Consider the following 25,706-nt stretch of genomic DNA (forward strand, 5'->3'; position numbering starts at 1 on the left):
CTGGTCGAGCGGCTGTGGGGGGAGCTGTGAGAACCCTGACTCCGTTCGTCCTGAGCGAAGTCGAAGTGCGTGCCTCTGGCGCATCGCTTGCAGCACGTCCTTCGACTTCGCTCAGGACGAACGGGGCGTTTGGGGCGGATGCCGGGGCATGAGAGCCACCCGCCTCCTCGTGACTGCGCTGCGCGAGCCGGAGAGCGTCGCCACGCTCGATGATGCCGGTTGGACGGAGCTGCTCACCGCCGCGCGCGCCGAGCGCCTGCTGGGGACGCTCGCGCATCGTCTCGATCACCGCGCCGTGCCGCCGTCGGTCGCCCGCATCCTCGCCGACGCACGCGAGGGCGCCGCCGAAGAGCGCCGCGCCGCCTTGTGGGAGGCGGAGATGGCGCGGCGCGCGCTGGCGCCGCTTGGCATCCCCGTGGTGCTGCTCAAGGGCACCGCCTTCGCCGCCGCAGGGCTGGATGCGGGGCAGGGGCGATCGATCGGCGACCTCGACATCCTCGTGCCGCGCGACGCGCTCGATGCGGCGGAGGTGGCGCTGCGCGCGGCGGGGTGGGAGCCGATCAAGGAGGATGCCTATGACGATGCCTATTATCGCCGCTGGATGCACGAGCTGCCGCCGCTGATCCACCGCGAGCGGGACCGGATGATCGACGTCCACCACACGATCCTGCCGCCCACCGCGCGGCCGAAGCCCGATGCGGCGGCTTTGCTGGCCGATGCCGTGCCGCTCGGCAACGGCCTGTCGATCCTGTCGGACGAGGACATCATCGTCCACGCCGCCGCGCATCTCTTCGCGGACGGCGATCTGTCGGGCGGCCTGCGCAACCTGTGGGATATCGACCGCCTGATCCGCGAGTTCGATAGGGAGGGTTTCTGGGAGCGTCTGCGCGAGCGTGCGCAGCGTCATGATCTGCTTTCCGCCGTTTCGCGCGCCGTGCGTCTGACGCGCGATTTGTACGGTACGCCGGTGCCGGACGATTGGAGACACGGACTCGCCGACCGCCTCTACATCCGCCGCCTGCTCGCCCGCGACGGCTGGGGGCGACAGGGCTCCCCCCTCACGCGGCTCGCCTTCTACATCCGCTCGCACTGGATGCGGATGCCGCCGGCGATGCTCGCCCAGCACCTGTGGACCAAGGCGACGAAGAAGCCCGCCTAGAGCGTCGCCAGCGCCGGGATCAGCTCGTTCCAGTGATCGATCAGCCGGTCGGCGCCCAGTTCCTCGGGCGGCCGATCGTGGAAACCGAAGCTGAGCGCCACGCAGGGGATGCCCGCCGCCTTCGCCGTATCCGTATCGGTGATCGAATCGCCGATGAACGCGGCCGGGCCTTCGCCGCCCGATCGCTCGATCGCGGCGAAGAGCGGGGCGGGATCGGGCTTGCGCACCTCCAGGGTGTCGCCGCCCACCACGGCGGCGAAGCGGCTTTCCCAGCCCATCGCCTTCAGGAATTGGTGGGTCAGCCCTTCGAGCTTGTTGGTGCAGATCGCGATCGTCACGCCGTCCGCCTCCAGCGCCGCCAGCGTCTCCTCGACGCCCTCGAAGGGCTTCGAGTGATCGGCGATGTGCGCCTCGTAATAGGCGATGAACAGCGGGAAGCCCTGCTCGACGAGTTCTTCGGACACTTCGCCGGTCGCTGCCAGCCCCTTGCGCAGCAGCGCGCGCGCGCCGTGGCCGACCATGTGGCGCACATCTTCCGCCGGGATGGGATCGCGCCCCATCTCCGTCATCGCGTGGTTGAGCGCAGCGGTGAGGTCCGGCGCGGTATCAGCGAGGGTGCCGTCGAGATCGAAGACGACGGTGCGGAAGCGATGCGTGGCCATGATGGCACCGCATGGCGAAGGCGGCTGGAAACGGCAAGCGCGACATGGCATCTCCCCCGCCATGACCGAGCTTACCGCCCCCGCACCGTTCGCCGCTATCGTCCTCGCCGCCGGCAAGGGCACCCGCATGAAGTCCGACACGCACAAGGTGCTGCACCCGATCGCGGGGCGCCCGATGCTGTCGCACCTGCTGGCGAGCGTCGAGACGCTGGGGCCGGTCGCCGAGGTGATCGTGGTCGGCCACGGGCGCGAGCAGATCGAGAAGGCGGTCGAGGCGCGCGGCGCCCGCGTCGCGACGCAGGAGCCGCAACTCGGCACCGGCCACGCCGTCCAGCAGGCCGAGGACGCGCTCGAGGGGTTCGAGGGCGACATCCTCATCCTCTACGGCGACGTGCCGATGGTGCCGGCCGAGACGATGGCGCGGATGCTGGAGCGACTGCACGCCGACGATGCGCCGGCGGTGGTGGTGCTGGGTTTCCGCCCGCCCGTGCCGGGCGCCTATGGCCGGGTGATCGCCGACGAGAACGGTGCCATCGCCAAGATGGTCGAGGCCAAGGATGCCTCGCCTGAGGAATATGCGGTGACGCTCTGCAACTCCGGCCTGATGGCGGTGCGCGCCGCCGATCTCTGGCCGCTGCTGGCGCGGGTCGGCAACGATAACGCGGCGGGCGAATATTATCTCGTCGACATCGTCAATCTGGCGCAGGCGGATGGCCGCAAGTCGGCAGTGATCGAGACCGAGGCGTGGGAGGTGGCGGGCGTCAACAGCCGCGCCGAGCTGGCCGGGGTCGAGGCCGAATGGCAGCAGCGCCGCCGGGTGCAGGCGATGGCGGACGGCGTGACACTGATCGCACCGGAAACCGTCTGGTTCGCCTACGACACGGTGGTCGGCCGCGACGTGACCATTGAGCAGAACGTCGTCTTCGCGCCGGGCGTGAAGGTGGCGGACGGCGCCGTGATCCGTGCTTTCAGCCATCTGGAGAAGGCCGAGATCGGCGCCGGCGCGCTGATCGGCCCCTATGCCCGCCTCCGGCCCGGCGCGCGGATCGGTGCGAAGGCGCATATCGGCAATTTCGTCGAGGTGAAGAACGTGACCGTCGGCGAGGGCGCCAAGGCCAATCACCTCGCCTATCTGGGCGATGGCGAGGTCGGCGCGGGGGCGAATATCGGCGCCGGCACGATCTTCTGCAATTATGACGGCTTCCTCAAATACCGGACGATCGTCGGCGAGGGCGCCTTCGTCGGATCGAACAGCGCGCTGGTCGCGCCGGTGACGATCGGCAAGGGCGCGATTGTCGCGGCCGGCTCGGTCGTGACCAGGGATGTGGCACCCGACGCGCTCGCTCTCGTCCGCCCCGTGCAGGAGGAGAAGCCCGGCTGGGCCACCCGTTTCCGGGCGCGCATGAGCGAGCGCAAGAAGGCGGGTGTCTGACCGATGCCGATTGTGTGCGGTGCAATGGATCCTGCCCGTTCCGCACCGCCCGCAACACTATCTTACGGAACCTTGCCGTTCCGATTTGCCAATGAGTTGAATATTGTAAGAGAGTGTTTCCCGCCTGCTCTCGCGGGTTGATCTTATGCTGCGATGCACACAGTTCTCCGTCCCGAAGCGATGGAGACGTTCATGCATCAGGATCATCTGTACGGTCATGACGAGCCGCTGAGCTGGCGCGATATCGAAGCCTTGCCCTTCTATCTTGCGGCGGCGTTGCTGGCCTTCTTCCTGGTCCACGGGCTGATGGACGAGGGGCTGGCGCTGCGCCTCGGCGCGCTGAAGGGCATGGCGATCGTTGGGATGCTGGGGCTGTATCACGTCTGGTCGGACATGGCCGCCGAATGATCGTCAGCCGCACCCCGCGTATCCGCCAGACCCTCTTTCGGGCGTGGCGGGTGCTGGCCGCGCTGTTCCTGTGGGACGTCGCGGTCACCGTCTTCTACTTCCTCTCGCCGTTCGAGGCGCCGGCGCTGCCGCTCGCTCTGTTCGGCACGGTGATGGCGCTGTTCCTCGGCTTCCGCGACAATTCCGCCTATCAGCGCTGGTGGGAGGGACGCGTGCTGTGGGGGGCGATGATCAACGCCTCGCGCAGCCTGACGCGCGGGGTTCTCGCCTTCCTGCCGGACGACGATCCGTCCGCCTTTACGCTCAAACACATCATCGTGCGCCGCCAGATCGCCTTCGTGCAGGTGCTGCGCTGCCAGCTGCGCCGCCAGAATCCGGCGGCCGAGGCGGTACGCGTGCTGGGCGAGGCCGCCGCGGCGTTGGTGCTCGATCGCGCCAACGTCGCCAACGCGATCCACGACGGCACCAGCAAGCTGATCGCGGAAGCCAGGCGCGAGGGGATGATCGACAGCATCCAGCAGACCCAGCTGGAAAGCGTGATGGTCGACATCTCCAATGCGCAGGGTGGCATGGAGCGGCTGAAGAACACGCCGCTGCCCGCGCAGTATCGCAGCTATCCCGCCTTCTTCACGCGATTGTTCTGCGTGTTGCTGCCGATCGGGCTGGTCGAGGCGCTGGGGATGGCGACGCCGATCGGGTCGTCGCTGGTCGGTCTCGCCTTCCTGGTCGCGCTGCAGATCGGCGACGATCTGGTCGATCCCTTCGCCGACTCGGTCCACGACGTGCCGCTCACCGCGATGACGCGCACGATCGAGATCGACCTGCTGCAGTCGCTCGGCAAGGAAGCGCCGAAGCCCGTAACGCCGGCCAACGGCGTGCTGTGGTAGCACCTGTCCAATTCGTCATCCGCGCGTTAGGGGAGCCGATAGTGGTCCCTTGTTAGGGGCGGCGATCCCGAGCAGGCGGAGGCGAGTGGCATGTGCGGAATCATCGGAATTCTGGGAACTGAAGCGGTGGCGCCGCGGCTTCTGGCGGGCCTGCGCCGGCTCGAATATCGCGGCTATGACTCGGCCGGCATCGCCACCGATCATGACGGCGTGATCGATCGCCGCCGCGCCGCCGGCAAGCTCGACAATCTGGCAAGGGTGCTCGACGAGCAGCCGCTGCCCGGCACCACCGGCATCGCCCACACACGCTGGGCGACCCACGGCGCGCCGACCGAGGACAACGCCCATCCGCACGCCACCGAGGAGGTGGCGGTCGTCCACAACGGCATCATCGAGAACTTCAAGAGCCTGCGCGACGAACTGATCGGGCGCGGCCGGGTGTTCAAGTCGCAGACCGATACCGAGGTGGTCTGCCATCTCGTCTCCGAGCAGGTGGAGAACGGGCTCGATCCGGTCGAGGCGGTGCGGGTCACCCTGAAGCGCCTGCATGGCGCGTTTGCGCTCGCCATCCTGTTCCGCTCCAACCCCGATCTGCTGATCGGCGCGCGGCTGGGATCGCCCCTGGTCGTCGGTTTCGGCGAGACCGAGAGCTATCTGGGGTCGGACGCGCTGGCGCTGGCGCCGCTCACCCAGCGCATCTGTTATCTGGAGGAGGGCGACTGGTGCGTCCTCACCCGCGACGGCACCGTCGTCTACGATCGCGACGACAAGGAGGTGACGCGCCCCATCGTGATCTCGGGTGCCAACGACGTCACCATCTCCAAGGGCAATCATCGTCACTTCATGCTCAAGGAGATTTACGAGCAGCCGATCGTGGTGGCGCAGACGCTGCGCTCCTACCTCCGGCGGCTCGACGGCGAGCTGGCGATGCCGGCGCAGGATTTCGATCTCGCCTCGGTGAAGCGCGTCACCATCGTGGCCTGCGGCACCTCTTATTACGCCGGCTGCGTCGCCAAATACTGGTTCGAGCAGTTCGCCCGCGTGCCCGTCGACATCGATGTGGCGAGCGAGTTCCGCTATCGCGAACCGGTGATGGAGGAGGGCGGCCTCGCGCTCTTCATCTCGCAGTCGGGCGAGACGGCGGACACGCTGGCCGCGCTGCGCCATGCCCGCGCCTCGGGACAAAAGATCGCGGTGGTGGTCAACGTGCCGACCTCGACGATGGCGCGCGAGGCCGACCTGCTGCTGCCGACCCACGCCGGGCCGGAGATCGGCGTCGCCTCGACCAAGGCCTTCACCTGCCAGCTGGCGGTGCTGGCGGCCTTTGCGGCCAATCTGGCGCGCGCCAAGGGCCGCCTCAGCCGCGACGAGGAGAAGGCGCTGGTCCGCCACCTCTCCGAAACGCCGGCCGCGCTCAACGGCGCGCTCGCTTATGACGAGGCGATCGAACAGGTCGCGCAGGGCATCGCCAAGGCGCGCGACGTGCTCTACCTCGGGCGCGGGCCGGATTATCCGCTGGCGCTGGAAGGCGCGCTGAAGCTCAAGGAAATCAGCTACATCCATGCGGAGGGCTACGCCGCCGGCGAGATGAAGCACGGCCCGATCGCGCTGATCGACGAGAATGTGCCGGTGATCGTTCTCGCGCCCTCCGGCCCGCTGTTCGAGAAGACCGTCTCCAACATGCAGGAGGTGCAGGCGCGCGGCGGGCAGGTGGTGCTGATCTCCGACTATGACGGCATCCAGCAGGCCGGCGAGGGCTGCATCGCCACGATCACCATGCCCAAGGTCCATCCGCTGATCGCGCCGCTCGTCTACGCGATCCCGGTACAGCTGCTGGCCTATCACGTCGCAGTGGCCAAGGGCACCGACGTCGACCAGCCGCGCAACCTCGCGAAGAGCGTGACGGTCGAATAGCCCGAACGCGCATCTCTCTTCGTCATTGCGAGCGTAGCGAAGCAATCCAGGCCAGCGCGATCCGGCTCTGGATTGCTTCGCTACGCTCGCAATGACGATCGATAAGCAGCGTCCTACCGGTTGTCGAACGCAGCCCTTGCCGCTTCGACCCGCGTGAGATTGTCCTCCGCCCAGATCCACACGCCGCAGAAGGCCGCGCCGAGGCTCTGGCCGAGATCCGTCAGCCGATAATCGACGCGCGGCGGGATCACCGGATGGACGGTGCGCGTCACCATGCCGTCGCGCTCCATCTGGCGCAGCGTCTGGGTCAGCATCTTCTGGCTGATGCCCGGCACCTGGCGGCCAAGCTGGGTGAAACGCAACTCCTCATGCTCGGTGAGCGCTTCAAGGATGATCATCGTCCATTTGTCGGCGACGCGGCCGATCAGGTCGTTGACCAGCGCCTCGACGCGCGGATCGCATTCGGCCGGCGGGGTGTTCTCCGCGATGCGGCGGGCGCGGCGGATGGTCGCATCGTCGAAGGGCAGGCTCGACATGGGTCACTCTCTTTCGGGTAAGTATAAATCTTTCAGGTGCCTTCTTTCGGGTAGAAACTAACGGGCTACATCGGCGCCATCAACTCTGGACGGAGACATTCCCATGAAGAGTCAAGGCAACACGATCCTCATCACCGGCGGCGGATCGGGTATCGGCGAGGCGCTGGCGCACCGTTTCCATGATGCCGGCAACACCGTGATCGTCGCCGGGCGTCGGCAGGACGCGCTCGACAAGGCGATCGCGGGGCGCGCCAACATGCACGCGCTGACGCTGGACGTCGAAAGCGCGGAGGGCGTGGCGGATTTCGCGAAGCGGCTACTGGCGGCGCATCCCGCGCTCAACGTGGTGGTGAACAACGCCGGGATCATGCGCTTCGAGGATGTCACGAAGTCGCGCGACCTCACAGATGCCGATGCGATGATCACCACCAATCTGCTCGGCCCGATCCGCATCGTCGATGCGCTGATCGATCATCTGGTGGCGCAGGAGGATGCCGCGATCGTGAACGTCACGTCGGGCCTGGCCTTCGTGCCGCTGATCGCGACGCCGACCTACAATGCCACAAAGGCGGCGATCCATTCCTACACCGTCGCGATGCGCGAGGCGCTGAAGGGCAAGGTCGAGGTGACCGAGCTGGCTCCGCCCGCAGTGCAGACCGGCCTCACGCCGGGGCAGGAATCGCGGCCGGGCTACCAGCCGCTCGATGAGTTCACCGACGAGGTGATGGCGCTGTTCGCCCAGGTGCCGACGCCGAAGGAGATCCTGGTCGAGCGCGTCGGCTTCCTCCGCTTCGCCGAGGCACAGGGCCGGTTCGACGAGACGGTGGTACAGCTGAACGACTTCGCGACGCGGGCGCGCGAAGGGTGATGCCATAAATCCTCCCCCGTCAGGGGGAGGTGGCACGCGTAGCGTGACGGAGGGGGCGGGCGGCGATGCCCTCGGAGGCGACACCGCATCCTCCCCCTCCGACGCCCCTCCCCCTGGCGGAGGAGGATTAGTGATCAGGCGACCGACAGGGCGACCTTCGCGCCGTTATGAGCGAGGTGCGAATAGGGGCAGACCACGTCGGCCTCGGCGACCAGCGCCTCCGCCGTCGCGCGATCGAGCGTCGGGATCGAGACGCTGAGCGCGATTTCCAGGCCGAAGCCCTTGCCGTCCTCGCGCGGGCCGATGCCGACCGTCGCGGTGACGGTGGTCGTGTCGTCGACCTTCAGCTTCTTCTGCCCGGCGACGAACTTCAGCGCGCCAATGAAGCAGGCCGAATAGCCGGCCGCGAAGAGCTGTTCCGGATTGGTGCCTTCGCCGCCATTGCCGCCCAGCTCCTTGGGGGTGTCGAGCGTGATCGACAGGCGACCGTCGGAAGATTTGGAAACGCCGGTGCGACCGCCGGTGGAGATGGCTTCGGCGCGATACAGGATGGTCATGGCGAAACTCCTATCTCATGCGCGATAATTATTATCGCGATAATCATTAGCTAGGCGCGGAGCGGCGGCTTGTAAAGAGAGAAATTTATCGCGATATGCTTTTGCGTGAAAATTTTTCGAGGACCGGAGTTTCGGCGATGAGCCACCATCCCCTGACGCTCGACGATCAGCTGTGTTTCGCGGTCTATTCGGCCGGGATCGCGATCAACCGCGCCTACCGCCCGTTGCTCGACGAGCTAGGCATCACCTACCCGCAATATCTCGTGCTGCTGGCGCTGTGGGAGCAGGACGGCCAGACGATCGGCGCGATCGCGGACCGGCTCGGGCTCGAATCGAGCACGATCACGCCGCTGGTGAAGCGGCTGGAGGTGGGCGGGCTGTTATCGCGCGAGCGTAACCCGTTGGACGAGCGGCAGGTGATCGTGCGGCTCACTGGAGAGGGCTGGGCGATGCGCGAGCGGAGCGTGTGCCTGGGCGAGCGGCTGCTGGAGAAATCCGGCATGACCATTGCCGGGCTGCAACGCCTTAACGCCGACGTGAAGGCGCTGAGGGACGCGATGGCGGAGTAGAAGACTCCCCTCCCGGAAAGGGAGGGGCGGTGGGGTGGGTTCGTTTCAGTATGAGGGTGCGCTCGCCACCGGCGAACCCACCCCTGACCCCTTCCCTTTCAGGGAGGGGGGATCGTCACGGCTTGTACGTCGCATCCGCCAGCGTCGCTTCGCCCTTGAGCGTCGCGTCGCCGGCATGCTTGCCGATCGCGACGGCATAGCGGCCTCCGGCGAGGTGCCAGTCGCGCGCCGCCTCATCCCAGGTCGAGAGCGTCCGGCGCTCGGCGGTGAGCGTTACGTGGCGGGTCTCGCCCGGCTTCAGCGTCACGCGCTCGAAACCGGCGAGGCGCGCCTGCGCGCCACCGGCCGGGGGCGTGACGTAAAGCTGGGGCACGTCGGCGCCCGCCACCTTGCCGCTGTTGGTGACGTCGAACGAGACGGTCAGCGTCGCACCGCCGGTCACCTTCAGATTGGCGTAAGCGAAGTGGGTGTAGGAGAGGCCGTAGCCGAACGGGAAGAGCGGCGTTTCCCCCTTTTTCGCGTACCAGCGATAGCCGACGTCGGCGCCTTCCGGATATTCCACGGGGAAGCTCTGCGCGGCACCGCCAGGGGATCCGGCGTTGGAGGCGGCGTCGTTCTTGGCGATGATGTCGAGGCCGACCGGTTCGGGCCGGGGGGCTTGGCGTGCCGCCTTGGGGAAGGTGATCGGCAGGCGGCCCGACGGGTTCACCTTGCCGAACAGGATGTTGGCGATCGCCTCGCCGCCCTTCTGGCCCGGATACCAGGCGGCGAGCACCGCCGGCACCTTGTTCAGCCAGGGCATCAGCACCGGGCCGCCGGTTTCCAGCACCACTGCCGTCTTCGGATTGGCGGCGGCTACCGCCTCGATCAGCGCATCCTGATCGTCGGGGAGGGCGAGGGTGGTGATGTCCTCCGCCTCGGTGCGCCACTGGGTCGCGAAGATCAGCGCGATGTCGGCCGACTTGGCCGCAGCAGCAGCGGCCGCAGGATCGCTGCCGTCGATATAGGTGACGGTCGCTTGCGGGTTCAACGCCTGCACGGCGCGCAGCGGCGACGAATTGTGCCACGTCGTGCGCGAGAAGGAGGCTGCGGGGCCGCCCTTCAGCGGGATCTCGATCGGCACGCCGCCGGTCGAGCGCACCTGTGAAGAGCCGCCGCCCGATAGCACGCCGACATCGGCATGGCCGCCGATGATCACGACCTTCTTCGCGGTCGCCGCCAGCGGCAGCACGTCGCCTTCGTTGCGCAGCAGGACGATACCTTCCTCGGCCGCCTTCTGCGCAATCAGCGCGTGCGCGTCGGTGTCGATCGGCTGGACGGTCTGCGGCGAGGGATCGTCGTACAGGCCGCTCTGGATCACGCCGGTGAGGATGTGCGTCACCATCGAATCGAGCCGCGCCTGCGGGACGGTGCCCTTGGCGATCGCCGCGCGCAATTTCTCGCGGAACCAGTCGCCGTCATCCAGCTCGGCGCCCGAATCCTGATCGAGACCGGCGTTTGCCGCCTTCTCGGTCGAGTGGACGGCACCCCAGTCGGACATCACGAAGCCCTTGTAGCCCCAGTCGCCGCGCAGCACGTTGGTGAGCGTCTCGTGGTTCTCGCAGCCATGATCGCCGTTGATGATGTTGTAGGAGCACATCACCGATCCGGGGCGGCCATTCTCGATGCCGATCTCGAAGGCGAGCAGGTCGCTTTCGTGCAGCGCCGCCTGCCCGATCCGCGCGTCGTAGACCATGCGGCCGGTCTCCTGCGCGTTCAGGACGTAATGCTTGATCGTCGAGACGATGTGGTTGCTCTCCACGCCCTTGATATGCGCGCCGACGAGGATGCCGGAGAGGAGCGGGTCCTCGCCCAGATATTCGAAATCGCGCCCGCCCCACGGATCACGGGTGAGATTGGTGCCGCCGGCCAGCAGCACGTTGAAGCGCTTGGCGCGCGCCTCCGCGCCGATCATCGCGCCGCCTTCATAGGCGACTTCCGGGTCGAAGCTGGCGGCGGTGGCGAGGCTGGCGGGCAGCGCAGTGGCGGTGTCGCCCTTGCGCTGCTCCACCTGGTTGGCGACGCCGAGGCTCGCGTCGCTTTCGCGGAGCGTCGGGATGCCGAGACGCGGGATGCCGACCATCTCGCCCGCCGACGGGATCATGTCGGTGGGCGCGCCCGGCTTGCCGGTGGCGAGCGGCGGGAACCAGGTGCGGACCAGTTGCAGCTTCTCGTCCTGCGTCATCGCCTTCACCAGCGCGGCGGCGCGCGCCTCGGGCGGGAGCGTGCGGTTGCTCCACGGCTGGGCAGGCGCCTTGGCGAGCGCCGAGGCGGAAAGGCCGAGCGCGATTCCCGCGAGCAGGGCGGAACGCAGGGCAGATCGGGTCACGCGCATAAAACCTCTCTCAATCCTTATGATATTGGTCGATCAGGGAACGATGGTCGGGAAGCGCCTGCAGGGCCTGCTGGGCTGCCTGGCGGACCTTGCCGAAGGCCGCCGCGGCGTCGCGGCCGTCGGCCGGGCTGGCGGCGAAAGCGCCCTTGCCGGCCTCGGTCTCGAAGCCCATGCCGTGCAGGATGAAGGCCCAGCTCGGCGGCAGGAACGTCTCGTAATCGAGCACGAAATCGAAGCGCGAGGGGACGCGGTGGCGCCATTGCGCCAGCTTGTCGCGCAGCCCCTCGGGCCAGCTCGCCGGATCGGTGTTGTCGCGCCAGTAGGCGGTGTCGGTGCGGCGGCTGACGCAATAATGGAGCTTGAGGAACTCGACGATCGAGCCGAAGCGCGCCGCCATGTGCCGGTTGAAGCTGCGTTCGGCACCCGCGCGCGCCTCCTTGTCGGCGGAACTGGCCAGCATCTCGGCAACCATCCGCGCGGCGACCTCGATCAGCATGATGCCAGTCGATTCCAGTGGCTCGAAAAAGCCGGCCGAAAGCCCGATCGCGACCGTGTTGCCGATCCACTGGCGCTCGCGATAGCCGGTGCGGAACTTGAGCCGGCGCGTATTCAGCGTCTCGCCCTGCGGCCCCGCATAGGCGCGGATCGTCCGCTCGGCCTCGTCGTCGGACAGGTGGCGGCTCGAATAGACGCAGCCGGTGCCGCGACGGGTCGGCAGCCCGATGTCCCAGATCCAGCCCGCGGCGTGCGCGGTGGCGCGGGTGTAGGGGGCGATCGGCTGGTCCAGCCGCGCGTCCGGAATCTGCATCGCGATCGCGCGATCGTTGAACAGCACGTCCTCGACCGAGCGGAAGGGCGAACCCAGCGTCTCGCCGATCAGCAGGCTGCGGAAGCCCGAACAGTCGATGAAGAAATTGCCGTCGATCGTCCGCCCGTCGGCCAGCGCCAGCGCGGCGATGTCGCCGTCCTCGAGGCGGGAGACGGTGGCGACGGTGCCCTCGATCCGGGTGACGCCGTTCGCCGTGGCGACGTTGCGCAACCAGGTGGCGAGCTTGCCCGCGTCGAAATGATAGGCGTAGTTCATCGGCCCGGAAAAATCCGGATCGGCGCGGCGCTTGGGTGCCTTGTCGGCGCGGATCAGCCGTTCCTGTACGGTGACGGCATCGGCGTAGGAGGGGCGGGCCGGATCGGCGGCGGTATCCAGCCAGAAAGGCAGTAGCCCCGGATGCTCCCCGCCGAGCGGCAGGTTGAAGGGGTGGAAGTAATCGTCGGCGTTCGATCCGGGGGTGGGGCCTCCCGCCCAGCCCATGAAGCGCACGCCCTGCTTGAAGGTGGCATCGCTGGCGCGCAGGAATTCGGCCTCGGATCGGCCGAGCGTGGCCAGCGTGGAACGCAGCGACGGAAAGCTCCCTTCGCCGACGCCGATCGTGCCGATTTCGGCGGATTCGACGAGCGTGATCGCGCAGCCACCGGGCATCGCGGCGGCCGGCAGGGCGCGCGAAAGATAGGCGGCGGTCAGCCACCCGGCGGTCCCGCCGCCCACGATCACGATGCGCTTTCCCATCATCCCCCTGCCGCCTTCATACGCCTAAAAACAGCGTTGTCAGAAGAAAAAGCGGCCGCCGCCGAATTTGGGCGACGGCCGCGAGGGCCCGTCCGTCTTGCGACGAACGGGCAGGGGAACCATCAGAACTTCGCGCGGACCCGCACGCCCCAGGTGCGCGGCGGCTCGTAGTTGGACAGGAAGACCGACTGCAGGCCATTGGTGCCCACCGAACCCGAAACGCCCGCGCTGGTGCGGATGCGCTTGTCGGTCACGTTGAGCGAGAAGGCCTCGATCTCATACTTGTCGCCGGGCGACGCGTAGGTCAGGCCGAGGTCGATCTTCGCATAGGCCTTCTGCTGATCGTAGGCGGTGCCTAGCAGGCCCTTGCCGGCCTGGTTCTCGGGCGCGTAGCCGCCGATCTGGTCGCCGTTGAAGTAGCTCAGCCAGCTGCGGGTCTCGTAGTGGAGGGTTCCACGCGGGGTGATGCGGCCGCCGTTCGCCAGCTCGAAATCATGCTCATAGGTGGCGGTCGCCGAGAAATGCGGCGCGTGCGGCAGCTCGTTGCCCTTCAGGTTCTCGATATTCTCGGGCACGTTGTTGTAGATGCCGTTGTTGACCGTCAGCAGATCCTTGAAGCGGGTGTGCTGGTAGGTCGCCGCCAGCGTCAGGCGATCCAGCCGCGTCAGGTTCGCGTTCAGCTCGGCCTCCAGGCCATAAGCCTTGGCGCCCTTGGCGTTGGTGGTGATGATCTGGCTGCCCGTGATGTTGCCGTCGGCATCACGCGTCGTGACCGCCTGGTTCACCTGATAGCCCTTGAAGTCCTCATAATAGGCCGCAAGGTTCAGGGTGACGTGGTTGTCGAAGAACTTCGACTTCGAGCCGATCTCGTAGTTGGTCAGCGTCTCGGGTCCGGCGAGCAGGCCGCCATCCTCGATGTTGCCCGACTTGAAGCCGGTGCTGACGCTGCCGTAGACCAGCGTGCCGGGCGTGATCTGCGCGTCGGCGCGGGCCAGCCAAGTCACCTTGTTCCACTTGCCGTGCGTGTCGTTGGGCGAGATGCCCCACAGGTTGCCGTACTGTGCGGTCTCAGCGTTGAGCGCATCGACCACCTGCTGGGCGTTGCCGGCGCCGTCGAGATCGATACCGAAGATGCCGGGCAGGTTGGCCACCGCTGCGGTGCAGGCCGGATCGGCCTGCGTGCCCGTGACCGCCGGGTTGGTATCCGGGCAGCCCGAGAAGGTGACGTTGCGGCCGCCGATGTCCCGCTTCTTGTCGCTCGTGTAGCGGATGCCGCCGGTCAGGTTGATCTTGTCGGTGATGTGCCAGATGGCCTGGCCGAACGCGGCGCGCGAGTCGATCTCGCGATCGGCCTGGATGAAGGTGCCGGCCCAGTTGAAGGTGCCGTCGCGATAGCCGTTGCGCTGATCGATGTCGAAGCGGATCTTGTTGACCTCGTGGCTGTAATAGCCGCCGACGATCCAGTCGATCGCGTTGTGGCCGGTCGACTTCAGCTGAACCTCGTGGCTCCAGAAGTCATAGCGCGAGTAGGCGGTGTTGTTCTCGCCGAAGCTGTCGTTCGGCATCGTCACCGTGCCGTCGTCGGCCAGCGCCGGCGGGTGCGCGCCGGCATCCGCATCCGAATCCGCGGTGCCGCCGACCCGCGAGAAGCCGGCGATATACACCGCCTCGATATGGTCGGAGAGATCGTAGCTCATGTTGGAGCGGATGCCCCACGAGTAGCGATCGGTCTGCGGCGCGGTATCGACCAGCGCCGACCAGAACTTCTGGCCCGGACGCGGATCCTGCATCAGGCCGAGGATGGGTGAACCCGTATCCTTGTACCACTCGCCGTTCAGGTTCCACTTGAAGCGGCCGAGATCCCAGCGGGCCGAGATGCGGGCCGACTTCTGGTCGCCGGCATAATATTTCTTGCCGCCGGTGACGAACGCCGAACGGTTCACGCCGGGCAGGTCCGGCGGGGTCTGATAGTCGATATAGCCGTCGTGGCGATCGGTGATGAACGCCGCGCGCAGCGCGAAATTGTCGGTCACCGGGATGTTGACCATCCCCTTGATGCCGAAGCGGTTGTAGGCGCCGCCCACGGCCTCGACGCTGGCGTGGAAGTCGTCGAAGGTCGGCTTGGCGGTGACGAGGCTGATCGCGCCGACGGTCGCGTTGCGGCCGAACAGCGTGCCCTGCGGGCCGCGCAGCACCTCGACGCGCTCCATGTCGTACATCAGCACCGAGGCACCCTGGGCGCGCGGCGAGTAGATGCCGTCGACGTAGATCGCGACTTCCGGATCGGCGACCTCGGTATAGGCCGCGTCGTTGCCGATGCCGCGCATGGTCAGCAGGATGCCGCCCTGATCGCCCTGCTGGGCGAAATGGAGGCTCGGCACGAAATCGGCCAGGCCCTTGACGTCCTGCACCTGCTGCTTGTCGAGCGTGGCCTGGCTGAACGCCGAGATGGCGATCGGGGTCTTCTGCAGGCTGGTCTCGCGCTTGGTGGCGGTGACGACGATGTCGGTGATCTGGCCGGTGTCGGCCGCGGCAGCCGGCTGCGGGGCAGCGGCGGCGTCCTGCGCGAAAGCGGTGGTGGTGAAGAACAGCGAGGCCGCGAGCGCCGTGCTCGCGGCAAGAATATGCCGGGTCATGCAAACCTCCCAGAGATCACCCGTTTGTACGAGCTTGGGCGTGCCTCTACTGCGCGTATGACAAGGATGTCAAAACCTTTTGACATCGTTGTCTGCATGTCCGGAAACAGACGAGCAATCATCGAGCAACTGTTGCTTTTGGGTCACGACGTTGCCGTCCGAGCAGGGTTCGATAGCATTGCGAGGCAGTGCAACGGAGTCGTGGATGCGGGCCGATTCGGGCGGATATGGCGGCGGGCAGGTGTTCGCGCTGGGCGATCTGGTGCCGCGCATCGCCCATGATGTGTTCCTGGCGCCGGGCGTGGTGGTGATCGGCGATGTCGAGATCGGGCCGGGATCGAGCATCTGGTTCAACTGCGTGCTGCGCGGCGACGCGGACGCGATCCGCATCGGCGCGCGCAGCAACATTCAAGATGGCAGCGTCATCCATGCCGACAAGGGCTTTCCGACGATCATCGGCGACGATGTGCTGGTCGGCCACATGGTGATGCTCCACGGCGGGGTGGTCGCCGATCGCGGCTTCGTGGGCATGGGGGCGACGATGCTCAACGGCGCGCGGGTGGAAGGCGACGGAATGCTCGGCGCCGGCGCGCTGCTGACCGGCGGCAAGATCGTCGGTGCGCGGGAATTGTGGGCAGGGCGCCCCGCCAGGTTCGTCCGCGAGCTGGACGATGCGGCGATAGCGGACATGATCGCCGGCACGCGCCGCTATGCGGAGCGCGCGCAGCAATACCGGCATGGATTGATGCCGATCTGACAATCCGGGTTGGCGACCCGCGAGAGTTGCGTTACGCTGTGATCACAGTGAGCGATCAAGCGGGGGAATCATGACCGAATCGGCGATCATCGAAGGGCTGCGGATGCCCGGCGATGCGATCATCGATGGCGTGCCCGCCTTGATCGTCGACGGTTTCGACAATGTGACGCCGCGCGACGGCAGCGTGATCGGCCGTGTCGCCCTGTGCAATGCGGCCGACGTCGATCGCGCGGTCGCCTCGGCGCGCGCCGCGTTCGAGGATGGGCGCTGGCGCGACCTGCCCTACAACGACAAGAAGGCGGTGCTGTTCAGGCTTGCCGATCTCATCGAGGCGAACCTCGACGAGTTGGCGACGCTGGAAAGCCTCGACATGGGCAAGCCCGTCGCCGACGCGCGCGCCTTCGACATTCCGGCTTCGGCCAAGACCTTCCGTTACTATGCCGAGGCGCTCGACAAGCTGTACGGCGAGGTCGGCCCGCATCATCCCGGGCGTATCTCCTGGGTGCAGCACGAGCCGCTGGGTGTGATCGGCTGCATCGTGCCGTGGAACTTCCCGCTCAACATGGCAGCGTGGAAGGTCGCGCCGGCGCTGGCGATGGGCAATTCGGTGGTGCTCAAGCCCGCCGAGCAATCGCCGCTCACCGCGATCCGGCTGGGCGAGCTGGCTCTGGAGGCGGGGCTGCCGGCGGGTGTGCTCAACGTCATTCCCGGTACCGGCGAGGTGACCGGGCAGGCGCTCGGGCGACACATGGACGTCGACATGCTGGCGTTCACCGGCTCCGGCCCGGTGGGCGGGCTGCTGATGCGCTACGCCGGCGAGAGCAACCTCAAGCGCGTCTCGCTGGAGCTGGGTGGCAAGTCCCCGCAGATCGTTTTTGCGGACTGCCCCGACATAGCGGCGGCGGCCGAGGCGGCGGCATGGGCGATCTTCTTCAATCAGGGTGAGGTCTGTACCGCCGGATCGCGGCTGCTGGTGCAGAACAGCATCAAGACGGAGTTCCTAGAGCGCGTCGTCGCGGTGGCGAAGACGATCGTGCCGGGCGACCCGCTCGATCCTTCGACGCGTTTCGGCGCGATGGTGAGCGAGGAGCAGATGAACGGCGTCCTGCGCCGCATCGAGCGCGCCAAGGCGGACGGTGCGAAGCTGCTGATCGGGGGCACCCGCGTGCGCGAGGAGAGCGGCGGTTTCTACATCACGCCGACCATCTTCGACGGGGTTGATCCTTCCTCTGCACTTGCGACCGAAGAGGTTTTCGGGCCGGTGCTGGGCGCGATCGGTTTCGATACGCCGGAAGAGGCTTTCAAGCTGGCGAACTCGACCATCTACGGTCTTGCGGCGGGCGTGTGGACGGCGGACGTGAATCTCGCCCATCGCGCCGCGCGCAGGATCCGCTCCGGCCTCGTCTGGATCAACGGCTGGGATGCCTGCGACATCACCATGCCCTTCGGCGGCTTCCGCCAGTCCGGCTTCGGGCGCGATCGATCGATGCACGCGCTGGAGAAATATGCCGACCTCAAGGCGGTCACGATCAGCTTCACGGGTGCCCAATGAGCGGTTTTCAGGCCGAGGCGCGGGAAGCGCGGGATTTCCTCGCCGCGCACCCCGACATCGAATTTTTCGAGATGTTCTTCACCTCGCTGACTGGCGTGCCGCGCGGCAAGCGCTTGCGCCGATCCGAGGTGATGAAGCTCTACGAGGGATCGGCCTTCCTCCCCGGATCGATCGTGGCCGTGGATATCCTCGGCGCCGATTGCGAGGATACCGGCATGGTGTGGGAGACGGGCGACGCCGATCGCATCGCCCGCGCCGTGCCCGGCGGCATCGTCCCGGCGCCGTGGATCGGCGAGGATGCGGCGCAGGTGATGTGCTCGCTCCACGATCTCGGCGGAGAGGTGACGCCGTTCGATCCGCGGGCGGTGCTGCAGCGGGTGCTGGATCGCTATGCCGCCGACGGCCTGACGCCGATGGTGGCGTGCGAGATGGAATTCTACCTCGTCGAGAGCCGGCGGGGCCGGGTGTCGCTGCGCAGTTCGCCCTTCACCCGCCGCAAGCCCGCCGCCAATGAGGCGCACGGTTTGCCCGAAACGGAGGACGCCGCCGACTTCCTACGTGCCTTGTGGAAGGCGGCCGATGCGCAGGGCGTGCCGGTCGAGGGCGCCAGCTCGGAAGCCTCGCCGGGGCAACTGGAACTGACGCTCCATCACAAGGCCGATGCCTTGGCGGCGGGCGACGACGCGGTGCTGTTCAAGCGCATGGCCAAGGGGGTTGCGCGTCCGCTCGGCTGTGAGGCGACCTTCATGGCCAAGCCCTTCGCCGACATCGCCGGCTCCGGCATGCATATCCACATGTCGATGCTGGACGCGAAGGGTGCCAACATCTTCGCATCGGAAGCGGCCGAAGGGACGGAGCAGCTCCGCCACGCGATCGGCGGCATGGCGCAAACGATGGCGGACGCGATGGCGGTGCTGGCGCCCAACGCCAACAGCTTCCGCCGCTATGTCGCGCGGAGTTACGCGCCGGTGTCGCCGACCTGGGGCATCAACAACCGCACCGTGGCGCTGCGCATACCGGCCGGATCAGCGGCATCTCGCCGGGTGGAGCATCGCGTCGCGGGGGCCGATGCCAACCCCTATCTGGCGCTCGCGGTGGTGCTGGCAGGCGCGCATCATGGTCTGACCAACAGCCTCGATCCTGGCGCGATGACGCATGGCGACGGCTATTCCGCCCCGGTCGCGGCGGGCGATCCGCTGCCGACCGACTGGCTCAAGGCGATCGACCGCTTCGCCGCGTCGAGCGTGATGCGCGAGTACCTGGGCGACGCCTTCGTCGATCTCTACGCCACCGTGAAGCGCACCGAGCAGGCGCGGTTCAACGCGGTGGTGACCTCACTCGATCACGACTGGTATCTGCAAAATGCCTGAGGCGCACGAGCAGAACTGGAAACGGGCGAAAGGCCCCTTCGCCGCGGTGTTTACCGCGCCGGCTCTGTGGCTGCTGTTCTTCTTCCTCGTGCCGCTGGCGATCATCTGGGCGTACAGCTTCGGCCACACCGTCGATCTCACCGAAATCTCGATCGACGGCACCTTCTCGAATTACGCGAGGATCGCCGACCCGGTCTATATCCAGGTATTCGTGAAGTCGCTCTGGTATGCGGCGCTCACCACTTTCCTTTGCCTCGTGGTCGGCTTCCCGGTGGCGCTCGCCATCACCTTCGCGTCGGATCGCCAGAAGGTGTGGCTGCTGCTGCTGATCATGCTGCCCTTCTGGACCAACCTGCTGGTCCGCACCTACGCGCTGATGGCGGTTCTGCGGACGGAGGGTTTCGTCAACGACATGCTCGGCTGGGTCGGGCTGGGGCCGTGGCCGCTGCTCCACAACAATTTCGCGGTGGTGTTCGGACTGGTCTACGTGAACCTGCCGTTCCTGGTGCTGCCGCTCTATTCGGCGCTGGACCGGCTGGACAAGTCGCTGCTGGAGGCGAGCCTCGATCTGGGCGCGGGCCACATCCGCACGATCTTCGAGGTGGTGGTGCCGCTGGCGCTGCCGGGTATCCTCTCGGGCCTGCTGATCACCTTCATCCCGGCGCTCGGCTCCTACCTGACGCCCGATCTGCTCGGCGGGCCGGACAGCCAGATGATCGCCAACGTCATCGAGCGCCAGTTCAAGCGCGCCAACGACTGGCCGTTCGGCTCCGCGCTCTCCTTCATCCTCATGTACCTCACCTTCTTCGCGATCGCCGCGCAGGGGATCGTGGCGAAGCGCCGGAAGGGGCTGGAGCAATGAGCAGGAAAGCCGCGCCCCTCGACTACCTTTCTCGCTGGCCGCTGCGCCTGTGGCTCGTGCTGGTCGCGATCTTCCTCTACGCGCCGCTGTTCACGCTGATCGCGTTCAGCTTCAACGACAGCCGCCGCAACATCGTCTGGCAGGGCCTCACGCTCGACTGGTACGGCGCGGTGTTCAACGACACCGACCTGCTCACCGCCTTCGGCAATTCGCTGACCATTGCGGCGATCTCGACCGTCGTCAGCCTGATCCTCGGCGCGATGGTGGCGGTGGCCTGCTGGCGCTTCCGCTTCCCGCTCAAGCCCGCCTTCGAGGGCGCGCTGGCGCTGCCGATCGTGGTGCCGGAAATCTGCATGGGCGTGGCCATGCTGGTGTTCTTCTCGCGCGTGATGCCGTGGCCGGACGATTTGCCCTGGCCGTTCAGCCTCGGCGCGATCATCATCGCGCACATCAGCTTCAGTTTCCCGTTCGTCGCGGTGATCGTCCGCGCGCGCCTCGCCTCGTTCAATCGCGAGCTGGAAGAGGCGGCGAAGGATCTCGGCGCCTCGGAATGGCGCGCCTTCATGGACGTGCTGGTGCCGCACATGAAGCCGGCGCTGATCGCGGGCGCGCTGCTCGCCTTCACGCTCAGCCTCGACGATTTCGTCATCACCTTCTTCACCGCCGGGCCGGACACGGTGACCTTCCCGGTGAAGGTCTATTCGATGGTGCGCTTCTCGGTGACGCCGGAGGTGAATGCGGCGTCCACATTGCTGATCGTGGTGACGGTGCTGCTGACCGCGATCGGCCTGAAGATGCAGGGCAAGGACGTGGGCAAGATGGAAGGGGGGCAGTGATTTGGCCGAGCCGCTGATCCGGATCGAGGGCGTCTGCAAGCGTTTCGGCGATTTCGCCGCGGTAGATACCGTGGACCTCGCCATCGAGGAGGGCGAGTTCTTCGCGCTGCTCGGCCCGTCGGGCTGCGGCAAGACGACTTTGCTGCGCATGTTGGCGGGGCTCGAGGTGCCGACCGAGGGCCGCATCCTGATCGACGGCAAGGACATGGAGGGCGTGCCGCCTAACAAGCGCCCGGTGAACATGGTATTCCAGTCCTACGCCGTCTTCCCGCACATGACGGTGGAGCAGAATGTCGGCTACGGCCTGCGTATCGATGGCGTGCCGGAGAAGGAACGGCGCACCCGCGTCCACGATGCGCTCGGGTTGGTGAAGCTCGATGGCCTCGAGAAGCGCAAGCCGGACCAGTTGTCCGGCGGCCAGCGCCAGCGCGTCGCGCTCGCCCGCGCGCTGGTGAAGCGGCCGCGCGTGCTGCTGCTCGACGAGCCGCTTTCCGCGCTCGATGCCAAGCTGCGGGAGGCGATGCGCTCCGAACTCGCGATCATTCAGGACAAGGTCGGCGTCACTTTTGTCATGGTCACGCACGATCAGGACGAGGCACTGGCGATGGCGACGCGTTGCGGCGTGATGAACAAGGGCGTGCTGCAGCAGGTGGCGACGCCGAGCGACCTCTACGAATATCCCGCCAACCGCTTCGTCGCGGACTTCATCGGCAGCGTGAACCTGTTCGAGGGGCGGCTGGTGCAGGACGAGAGCAGCCAGGCGCTGATCGAGGCCGAGGGCGCGCGCGTATGGGTCGATCACGGCGTGACCGGCGCGACCGGCGGCACGGTGTGGGCGGCGCTGCGGCCGGAAAAGATCGAACTGCATCATCGCGAGGAGGGCGTGCCCGCGCCTGCGCCCGCTGGCGCGCCTGAGGGGGCGAACATCCTCGCCGGCACGGTGAAGCATTATTCCTATCTCGGCAGCGAGACGGTCTACGAGATCGAGACGACGGGCGGCCGCGTGGTAAAGGTGCTGCGTTCCAACGTGCGGCGCTACGAGGATCGCGGCTTCGATTACGATCAGCCGGTGTGGCTGAGCTGGTCGCCCCAGTCGCCGGCGGTGCTGCTGTCATGACCCGCCCGCTCATCGGCATCTCGGCGGACACGCGTCCCTATGGCGACGAGACTGCGCAGCTCGTCATCGAACGCTATATGGAGGCGGTGATCCGCAACGCCGATGTCGACGCGGTTCTGATCCCGGCGCGGCCCGACCTGATCGACGCCAAGGCGGTGGCGGGGCGTCTCGACGGATTGTTGCTGACCGGCAGCCCCTCCAACGTGGCGCCTGCGCGCTATGGGGATGCGAGCGAGGGGAACGGCCCGTTCGATCCCGGGCGCGACGAGATGACGGCGCGGCTGATCGCGGCGATGATCGATCGCGCGCGGCCGGTGCTCGGCATCTGCCGGGGCTTTCAGGAGCTGAACGTCGCGTTCGGCGGTACGCTGGCGCGCGATCTCGGGGACGAGGGGCGCTCGCTCAAGCATCACGCGCCGGATGGCGTGCCGCTCGCCGAGATGTTCGGGCACGAGCATGACGTGATCCTCACCCCCGGCGGCATCCTCGCCAGCGCCTTCGGGCGCGAGCGGCTGCAGGTGAACTCGGTGCATTATCAGGGCGTCGGCCGGCTGGGCGATGGCCTGTCGATCGAGGCCGAGGCGCCTGACGGGGTGATCGAGGCCGTCTCGGCCAGCCCTAACGGTGCGCCTATCCTCGCCGTCCAGTGGCATCCCGAATGGCAGACCGACAGGGATGCCGCATCGCAGGGTGTCTTCCAGATTTTCGGCCGGGCCTTGCGGGGCGAACCGGCCACTTCACCGGAGAAGGTCCCATGACCCGCCGCAATCACGACATCGCCGAACTCAAGCGCCTCGACGTGGCGCACCACCTGCCCGCGCAGTCGAGCTACAAGCTCCAGCGCGACATCGGGGGCAGCCGCATCATCGTCCACGCCGAGGGATCGACCATCTTCGACGGCGACGGCAATGCGATCCTCGACGGCATGGCGGGCCTGTGGTGCGTGGATGTCGGCTACGGCCGCGCCGAGCTGGCCGAGGTGGCGCGCGAGCAGATGCTCGAACTGCCCTTCTACAACACCTTCTTTCGCACCGCGACGCCACCGCCGATCGAGCTGGCGACCAAGCTGGCCGGGCTGCTGGGTGGCGAGCTGCAGCACATCTTCTTCAACTCGTCCGGCTCGGAATCGAACGACACGGTGTTCCGGCTGGTCCGCACCTACTGGGGCATCAGGGGCGAGCCGGAGCGCAAGGTCTTCATCAGCCGCCGCAACGCCTATCACGGATCGACCGTGGCGGGCGCGAGCCTCGGCGGCATGAGCTACATGCACGTGCAGGGCGACCTGCCGATCCCCGGTGTCGAGCATGTCATGCAGCCTTATGTCTTCGGTGACGGCTTCGAAGAGGACCCGGCCGACTTCTGCGCCCGCGCCGTCAAGGATATCGAGGATCGCATCCTCGCCGTCGGCCCGGAGAAGGTCGCGGCGTTCATCGGCGAGCCGGTGCAGGGCGCGGGCGGCGTCATCATCCCACCGGACGGTTACTGGAAGGGCGTCGAGGCGCTGTGCCGCAAATATGGCATCCTGCTGGTGTCGGACGAGGTGATCTGCGGCTTCGGGCGGCTGGGCGAATGGTTCGGCTTCCAGCATTTCGGGATCACGCCGGATATCGTCAGCATGGCGAAGGGCTTGTCGTCGGGCTACCTGCCGATCTCCGCCACCGCCGTCTCGTCCCAGATCGTCGAGACGCTGCGATCGGTCGATGACGATTTCGTCCACGGCTACACCTATTCGGGCCACCCGGTCGCCGCCGCCGTAGCGCTGCGCAACGTCGAGATCCTCGAACGCGAGAGGCTGGTGGATCGCGTCCGCGACGATATCGGGCCGTATTTCGCCAAGGCGCTGGCCAAGCTCGCCGAGCATCCGCTGGTCGGCGAGGCGCGCTCGCTGGGCTTCATCGGCGCGGTCGAGATCGTGGCGAAGAAGGGCACCAACCGCCGCTTCGGTGGGAAGGAGGGGCTGGCCGGCCCGATCGTCCGCGATGCCTGCATCCGGCGCGGCCTGATGGTGCGCGCGGTGCGCGACAGCCTCGTCATGTGCCCGCCTTATGTGATGACGCATGAGGAGATCGACCGCATGGTGTCGATCATCGCGGCGGCGCTGGACGAGACGAGCGAGACGCTGAAGGCGCTGGACATGCCCGTGCTCGAAGGCGCGGGCGAGGGGCTGTGACCGTTCCTTCCAGCCCTATCTCACAACGTCCGTTCGGCCTGAGCGCAGTCGAAGGCCATGCGCCGACGGTGGCTGCACTTCGACTTCGCTCAGTGCGAACGGATCTTTCGGGAAAAGACCATGGCTGACGATTTCGCCGAGTGGATCAGGGACAAGGGCATCAGCGAGGTGGAATGCCTCGTGCCTGACATGAACGGCGTCATCCGCGGCAAGGTGTGGCCGGCGGGGAAGTTCGTGTCCTCGATCAAGAATGACAGCCTCAGGATGCCGTCCAGCATCTTCTCCGTTACCGTCACCGGCCAATATGCCGAGGAACCGGGCGACGAGGAGGCCTTCTCCGATCGCGATGTCTCGCTGCATCCCGATGTCGATACTTTGTGCGTGGCACCGGGCTTCAAGACACCCACGGCGTTCGTGTTCGCCGACGCGCACCACAAGGGTGCCGGGCCGTACGAGACATCGCCGCGTTACGTGCTCAAGAAGGTGCTCGAGCTCTACGACGAGATGGGCTGGAAGGTCTTCGTCGCGCCCGAACTCGAATTCTACCTCACCCAGATCAACACCGATCCGGATCTGCCGCTGGAGCCGCCCGCCGGCCGCTCGGGCCGTGCGGAGACCTCGCCGCAGCCCTACGGCCTCGAAGCGGTCACCGAATATGAGGATCTGATCGAGGACATCTACGATTATGCCGAGGTGGCCTCGCTCCACCTCGACACGATGATCCACGAGGCGGGCACCGCCCAGCTCGAGATCAACTTCAACCACGGCGATCCCATCCACCTGTGCGACCAGGTGACCCTGTTCAAGCGCATCGTCCGGCAGGTGGCGCTGAAGCACGGCGTCTATGCCACCTTCATGGCCAAGCCGCACGAGAACCAGCCCGGTTCGGCGATGCACCAGCACATCTCCGTCGTGGATGCCAAGACGGGCAAGAACCTGTTCGGCGACAGCAAGGGCAAGGAGGGGCTGACCAAGACCTTCCGCCACTTCGTCGGCGGCCTGCAGACCCTGCTGCCCGAGGTGGCGCCTTTGTTCGCGCCCAACGTCAACAGCTTCCGCCGGATGCGGCCCGATCACTCGGCGCCGATCAACCTGCAATGGGGCTATGACAACCGCTCCTGCGGCCTGCGCGTGCCGATCACCGACATTCCCAACACCCGCATCGAGAATCGCGTGCCGGGCGCCGATTCCAACCCCTATCTGGCGATCGCGGCCTCCCTGGTGTGCGGTTACATCGGCGTGCGCGACGGCATCAAGCCGGAGGCGATGGTGGAGGGCAACGCCTATCGCCACGCCCGTACTCTGCCGCGCAATCTGGACGAGGCCTTGTTCCGCTTCACCCAGTGCAAGGAGGTGATCGAGATCCTCGGCGAGGATTTCGTCCGCGCCTTCATCCGCATCAAGTCCGACGAGCTGAACGCCTATGAGGGCGTGATCAGCTCGTGGGAGCGGGATCATCTATTGCTGAAGGTGTGA

The 25,706-nt window shown here is 66.9% G+C and carries 22 protein-coding genes; 16 read left to right on the forward strand and 6 right to left on the reverse strand.

The window, feature by feature from the left end; translation table 11 throughout:
- Positions 1-148 precede the first annotated feature (148 nt).
- Positions 149-1,159: a nucleotidyltransferase domain-containing protein gene (locus QGN17_RS00005; protein ID WP_281042468.1), complete on the forward strand. Its 1,011-nt coding sequence runs from the start codon at positions 149-151 to the stop codon at positions 1,157-1,159.
- Here the strand turns inward: QGN17_RS00005 and gph are convergent.
- Positions 1,156-1,821, reverse strand: a complete 666-nt coding sequence (gene gph / locus QGN17_RS00010) for a phosphoglycolate phosphatase (protein WP_281042469.1) — start codon at positions 1,819-1,821, stop codon at positions 1,156-1,158. The genes QGN17_RS00005 and gph overlap by 4 nt on opposite strands.
- Before the next feature lie 61 nt (positions 1,822-1,882).
- On the opposite strand from gph, the gene glmU reads away from it, so the two are divergent.
- The 4 genes from glmU to glmS all read left to right on the forward strand — a co-directional run bounded on the left by glmU (position 1,883) and on the right by glmS (position 6,462).
- Positions 1,883-3,253, forward strand: a complete 1,371-nt coding sequence (gene glmU, locus QGN17_RS00015; RefSeq protein ID WP_281042470.1) for a bifunctional UDP-N-acetylglucosamine diphosphorylase/glucosamine-1-phosphate N-acetyltransferase GlmU — start codon at positions 1,883-1,885, stop codon at positions 3,251-3,253.
- Between the two features lie 192 nt (positions 3,254-3,445).
- Complete coding sequence (locus QGN17_RS00020; protein WP_281042471.1) at positions 3,446-3,661, forward strand: hypothetical protein; 216 nt, start codon at positions 3,446-3,448, stop codon at positions 3,659-3,661.
- The gene (locus QGN17_RS00025) at positions 3,658-4,548 is read left to right on the forward strand and encodes a bestrophin family protein (protein ID WP_281042472.1); all 891 of its coding nucleotides are present in this window, start codon (positions 3,658-3,660) and stop codon (positions 4,546-4,548) included. Before QGN17_RS00020 ends, QGN17_RS00025 begins: the two co-directional genes overlap by 4 nt.
- A gap of 90 nt (positions 4,549-4,638) precedes the next feature.
- Positions 4,639-6,462: a glutamine--fructose-6-phosphate transaminase (isomerizing) gene (gene glmS, locus QGN17_RS00030; RefSeq protein WP_281042473.1), complete on the forward strand. Its 1,824-nt coding sequence runs from the start codon at positions 4,639-4,641 to the stop codon at positions 6,460-6,462.
- 113 nt (positions 6,463-6,575) lie between these two features.
- Here the strand turns inward: glmS and QGN17_RS00035 are convergent, their stop codons facing one another.
- Positions 6,576-6,998, reverse strand: a complete 423-nt coding sequence (locus QGN17_RS00035; protein ID WP_281042474.1) for a winged helix-turn-helix transcriptional regulator — start codon at positions 6,996-6,998, stop codon at positions 6,576-6,578.
- Between the two features lie 103 nt (positions 6,999-7,101).
- On the opposite strand from QGN17_RS00035, the gene QGN17_RS00040 reads away from it, so the two are divergent.
- The gene (locus QGN17_RS00040) at positions 7,102-7,866 is read left to right on the forward strand and encodes an SDR family oxidoreductase (protein WP_281042475.1); all 765 of its coding nucleotides are present in this window, start codon (positions 7,102-7,104) and stop codon (positions 7,864-7,866) included.
- 134 nt (positions 7,867-8,000) lie between these two features.
- Here the strand turns inward: QGN17_RS00040 and QGN17_RS00045 are convergent, their stop codons facing one another.
- Positions 8,001-8,423 (reverse strand): organic hydroperoxide resistance protein, encoded by a 423-nt coding sequence (locus QGN17_RS00045; protein ID WP_281042476.1) that lies wholly within the window; start codon positions 8,421-8,423, stop codon positions 8,001-8,003.
- Between the two features lie 137 nt (positions 8,424-8,560).
- On the opposite strand from QGN17_RS00045, the gene QGN17_RS00050 reads away from it, so the two are divergent.
- Positions 8,561-8,992, forward strand: a complete 432-nt coding sequence (locus tag QGN17_RS00050) for a MarR family winged helix-turn-helix transcriptional regulator (protein ID WP_281042477.1) — start codon at positions 8,561-8,563, stop codon at positions 8,990-8,992.
- 115 nt (positions 8,993-9,107) lie between these two features.
- On the opposite strand, the gene QGN17_RS00055 is transcribed toward QGN17_RS00050, so the two are convergent.
- The 3 genes from QGN17_RS00055 to QGN17_RS00065 all read right to left on the reverse strand — a co-directional run bounded on the left by QGN17_RS00055 (position 9,108) and on the right by QGN17_RS00065 (position 15,566).
- Entirely contained in the window at positions 9,108-11,366 is a 2,259-nt protein-coding gene (locus tag QGN17_RS00055) for a beta-glucosidase (RefSeq protein ID WP_281042478.1), read from the reverse strand.
- A gap of 10 nt (positions 11,367-11,376) precedes the next feature.
- The gene (locus QGN17_RS00060) at positions 11,377-12,930 is read right to left on the reverse strand and encodes a tryptophan halogenase family protein (protein ID WP_281045108.1); all 1,554 of its coding nucleotides are present in this window, start codon (positions 12,928-12,930) and stop codon (positions 11,377-11,379) included.
- A gap of 122 nt (positions 12,931-13,052) precedes the next feature.
- A complete protein-coding gene (locus QGN17_RS00065; RefSeq protein ID WP_281042479.1) occupies positions 13,053-15,566 on the reverse strand; it encodes a TonB-dependent receptor in 2,514 nt (837 codons plus the stop codon).
- A 205-nt stretch (positions 15,567-15,771) separates the two neighbouring features.
- Here QGN17_RS00065 and QGN17_RS00070 point away from each other — a divergent pair, with 205 nt between their 5' ends.
- The 9 genes from QGN17_RS00070 to QGN17_RS00110 all read left to right on the forward strand — a co-directional run bounded on the left by QGN17_RS00070 (position 15,772) and on the right by QGN17_RS00110 (position 25,706).
- A complete protein-coding gene (locus QGN17_RS00070) occupies positions 15,772-16,323 on the forward strand; it encodes a gamma carbonic anhydrase family protein (protein WP_281042480.1) in 552 nt (183 codons plus the stop codon).
- 70 nt (positions 16,324-16,393) lie between these two features.
- Positions 16,394-17,875, forward strand: a complete 1,482-nt coding sequence (locus QGN17_RS00075) for an aldehyde dehydrogenase (RefSeq protein ID WP_281042481.1) — start codon at positions 16,394-16,396, stop codon at positions 17,873-17,875.
- Positions 17,872-19,245 (forward strand): glutamine synthetase family protein, encoded by a 1,374-nt coding sequence (locus tag QGN17_RS00080; protein ID WP_281042482.1) that lies wholly within the window; start codon positions 17,872-17,874, stop codon positions 19,243-19,245. The genes QGN17_RS00075 and QGN17_RS00080 overlap by 4 nt, the downstream gene beginning before the upstream one ends.
- Complete coding sequence (locus tag QGN17_RS00085; RefSeq protein WP_281042483.1) at positions 19,238-20,107, forward strand: ABC transporter permease; 870 nt, start codon at positions 19,238-19,240, stop codon at positions 20,105-20,107. The genes QGN17_RS00080 and QGN17_RS00085 overlap by 8 nt, the downstream gene beginning before the upstream one ends.
- Positions 20,104-20,943, forward strand: coding sequence for an ABC transporter permease (locus tag QGN17_RS00090; RefSeq protein WP_281042484.1), 840 nt, complete (start codon positions 20,104-20,106; stop codon positions 20,941-20,943). The genes QGN17_RS00085 and QGN17_RS00090 overlap by 4 nt, the downstream gene beginning before the upstream one ends.
- Position 20,944: 1 nt before the next feature.
- Positions 20,945-22,060 carry an ABC transporter ATP-binding protein gene (locus QGN17_RS00095; RefSeq protein WP_281042485.1) on the forward strand — a complete coding sequence of 372 codons (1,116 nt, stop codon included), beginning with the start codon at positions 20,945-20,947 and terminating at the stop codon, positions 22,058-22,060.
- Positions 22,057-22,818 carry a gamma-glutamyl-gamma-aminobutyrate hydrolase family protein gene (locus QGN17_RS00100; protein ID WP_281042486.1) on the forward strand — a complete coding sequence of 254 codons (762 nt, stop codon included), beginning with the start codon at positions 22,057-22,059 and terminating at the stop codon, positions 22,816-22,818. The genes QGN17_RS00095 and QGN17_RS00100 overlap by 4 nt, the downstream gene beginning before the upstream one ends.
- Entirely contained in the window at positions 22,815-24,230 is a 1,416-nt protein-coding gene (locus tag QGN17_RS00105) for an aminotransferase (protein ID WP_281042487.1), read from the forward strand. The genes QGN17_RS00100 and QGN17_RS00105 overlap by 4 nt, the downstream gene beginning before the upstream one ends.
- A 120-nt stretch (positions 24,231-24,350) precedes the next feature.
- Complete coding sequence (locus tag QGN17_RS00110; RefSeq protein ID WP_281042488.1) at positions 24,351-25,706, forward strand: glutamine synthetase family protein; 1,356 nt, start codon at positions 24,351-24,353, stop codon at positions 25,704-25,706.

Source organism: Sphingomonas oryzagri, assembly GCF_029906645.1.
GTDB classification, from domain to species: domain Bacteria; phylum Pseudomonadota; class Alphaproteobacteria; order Sphingomonadales; family Sphingomonadaceae; genus Solisphingomonas; species Solisphingomonas oryzagri.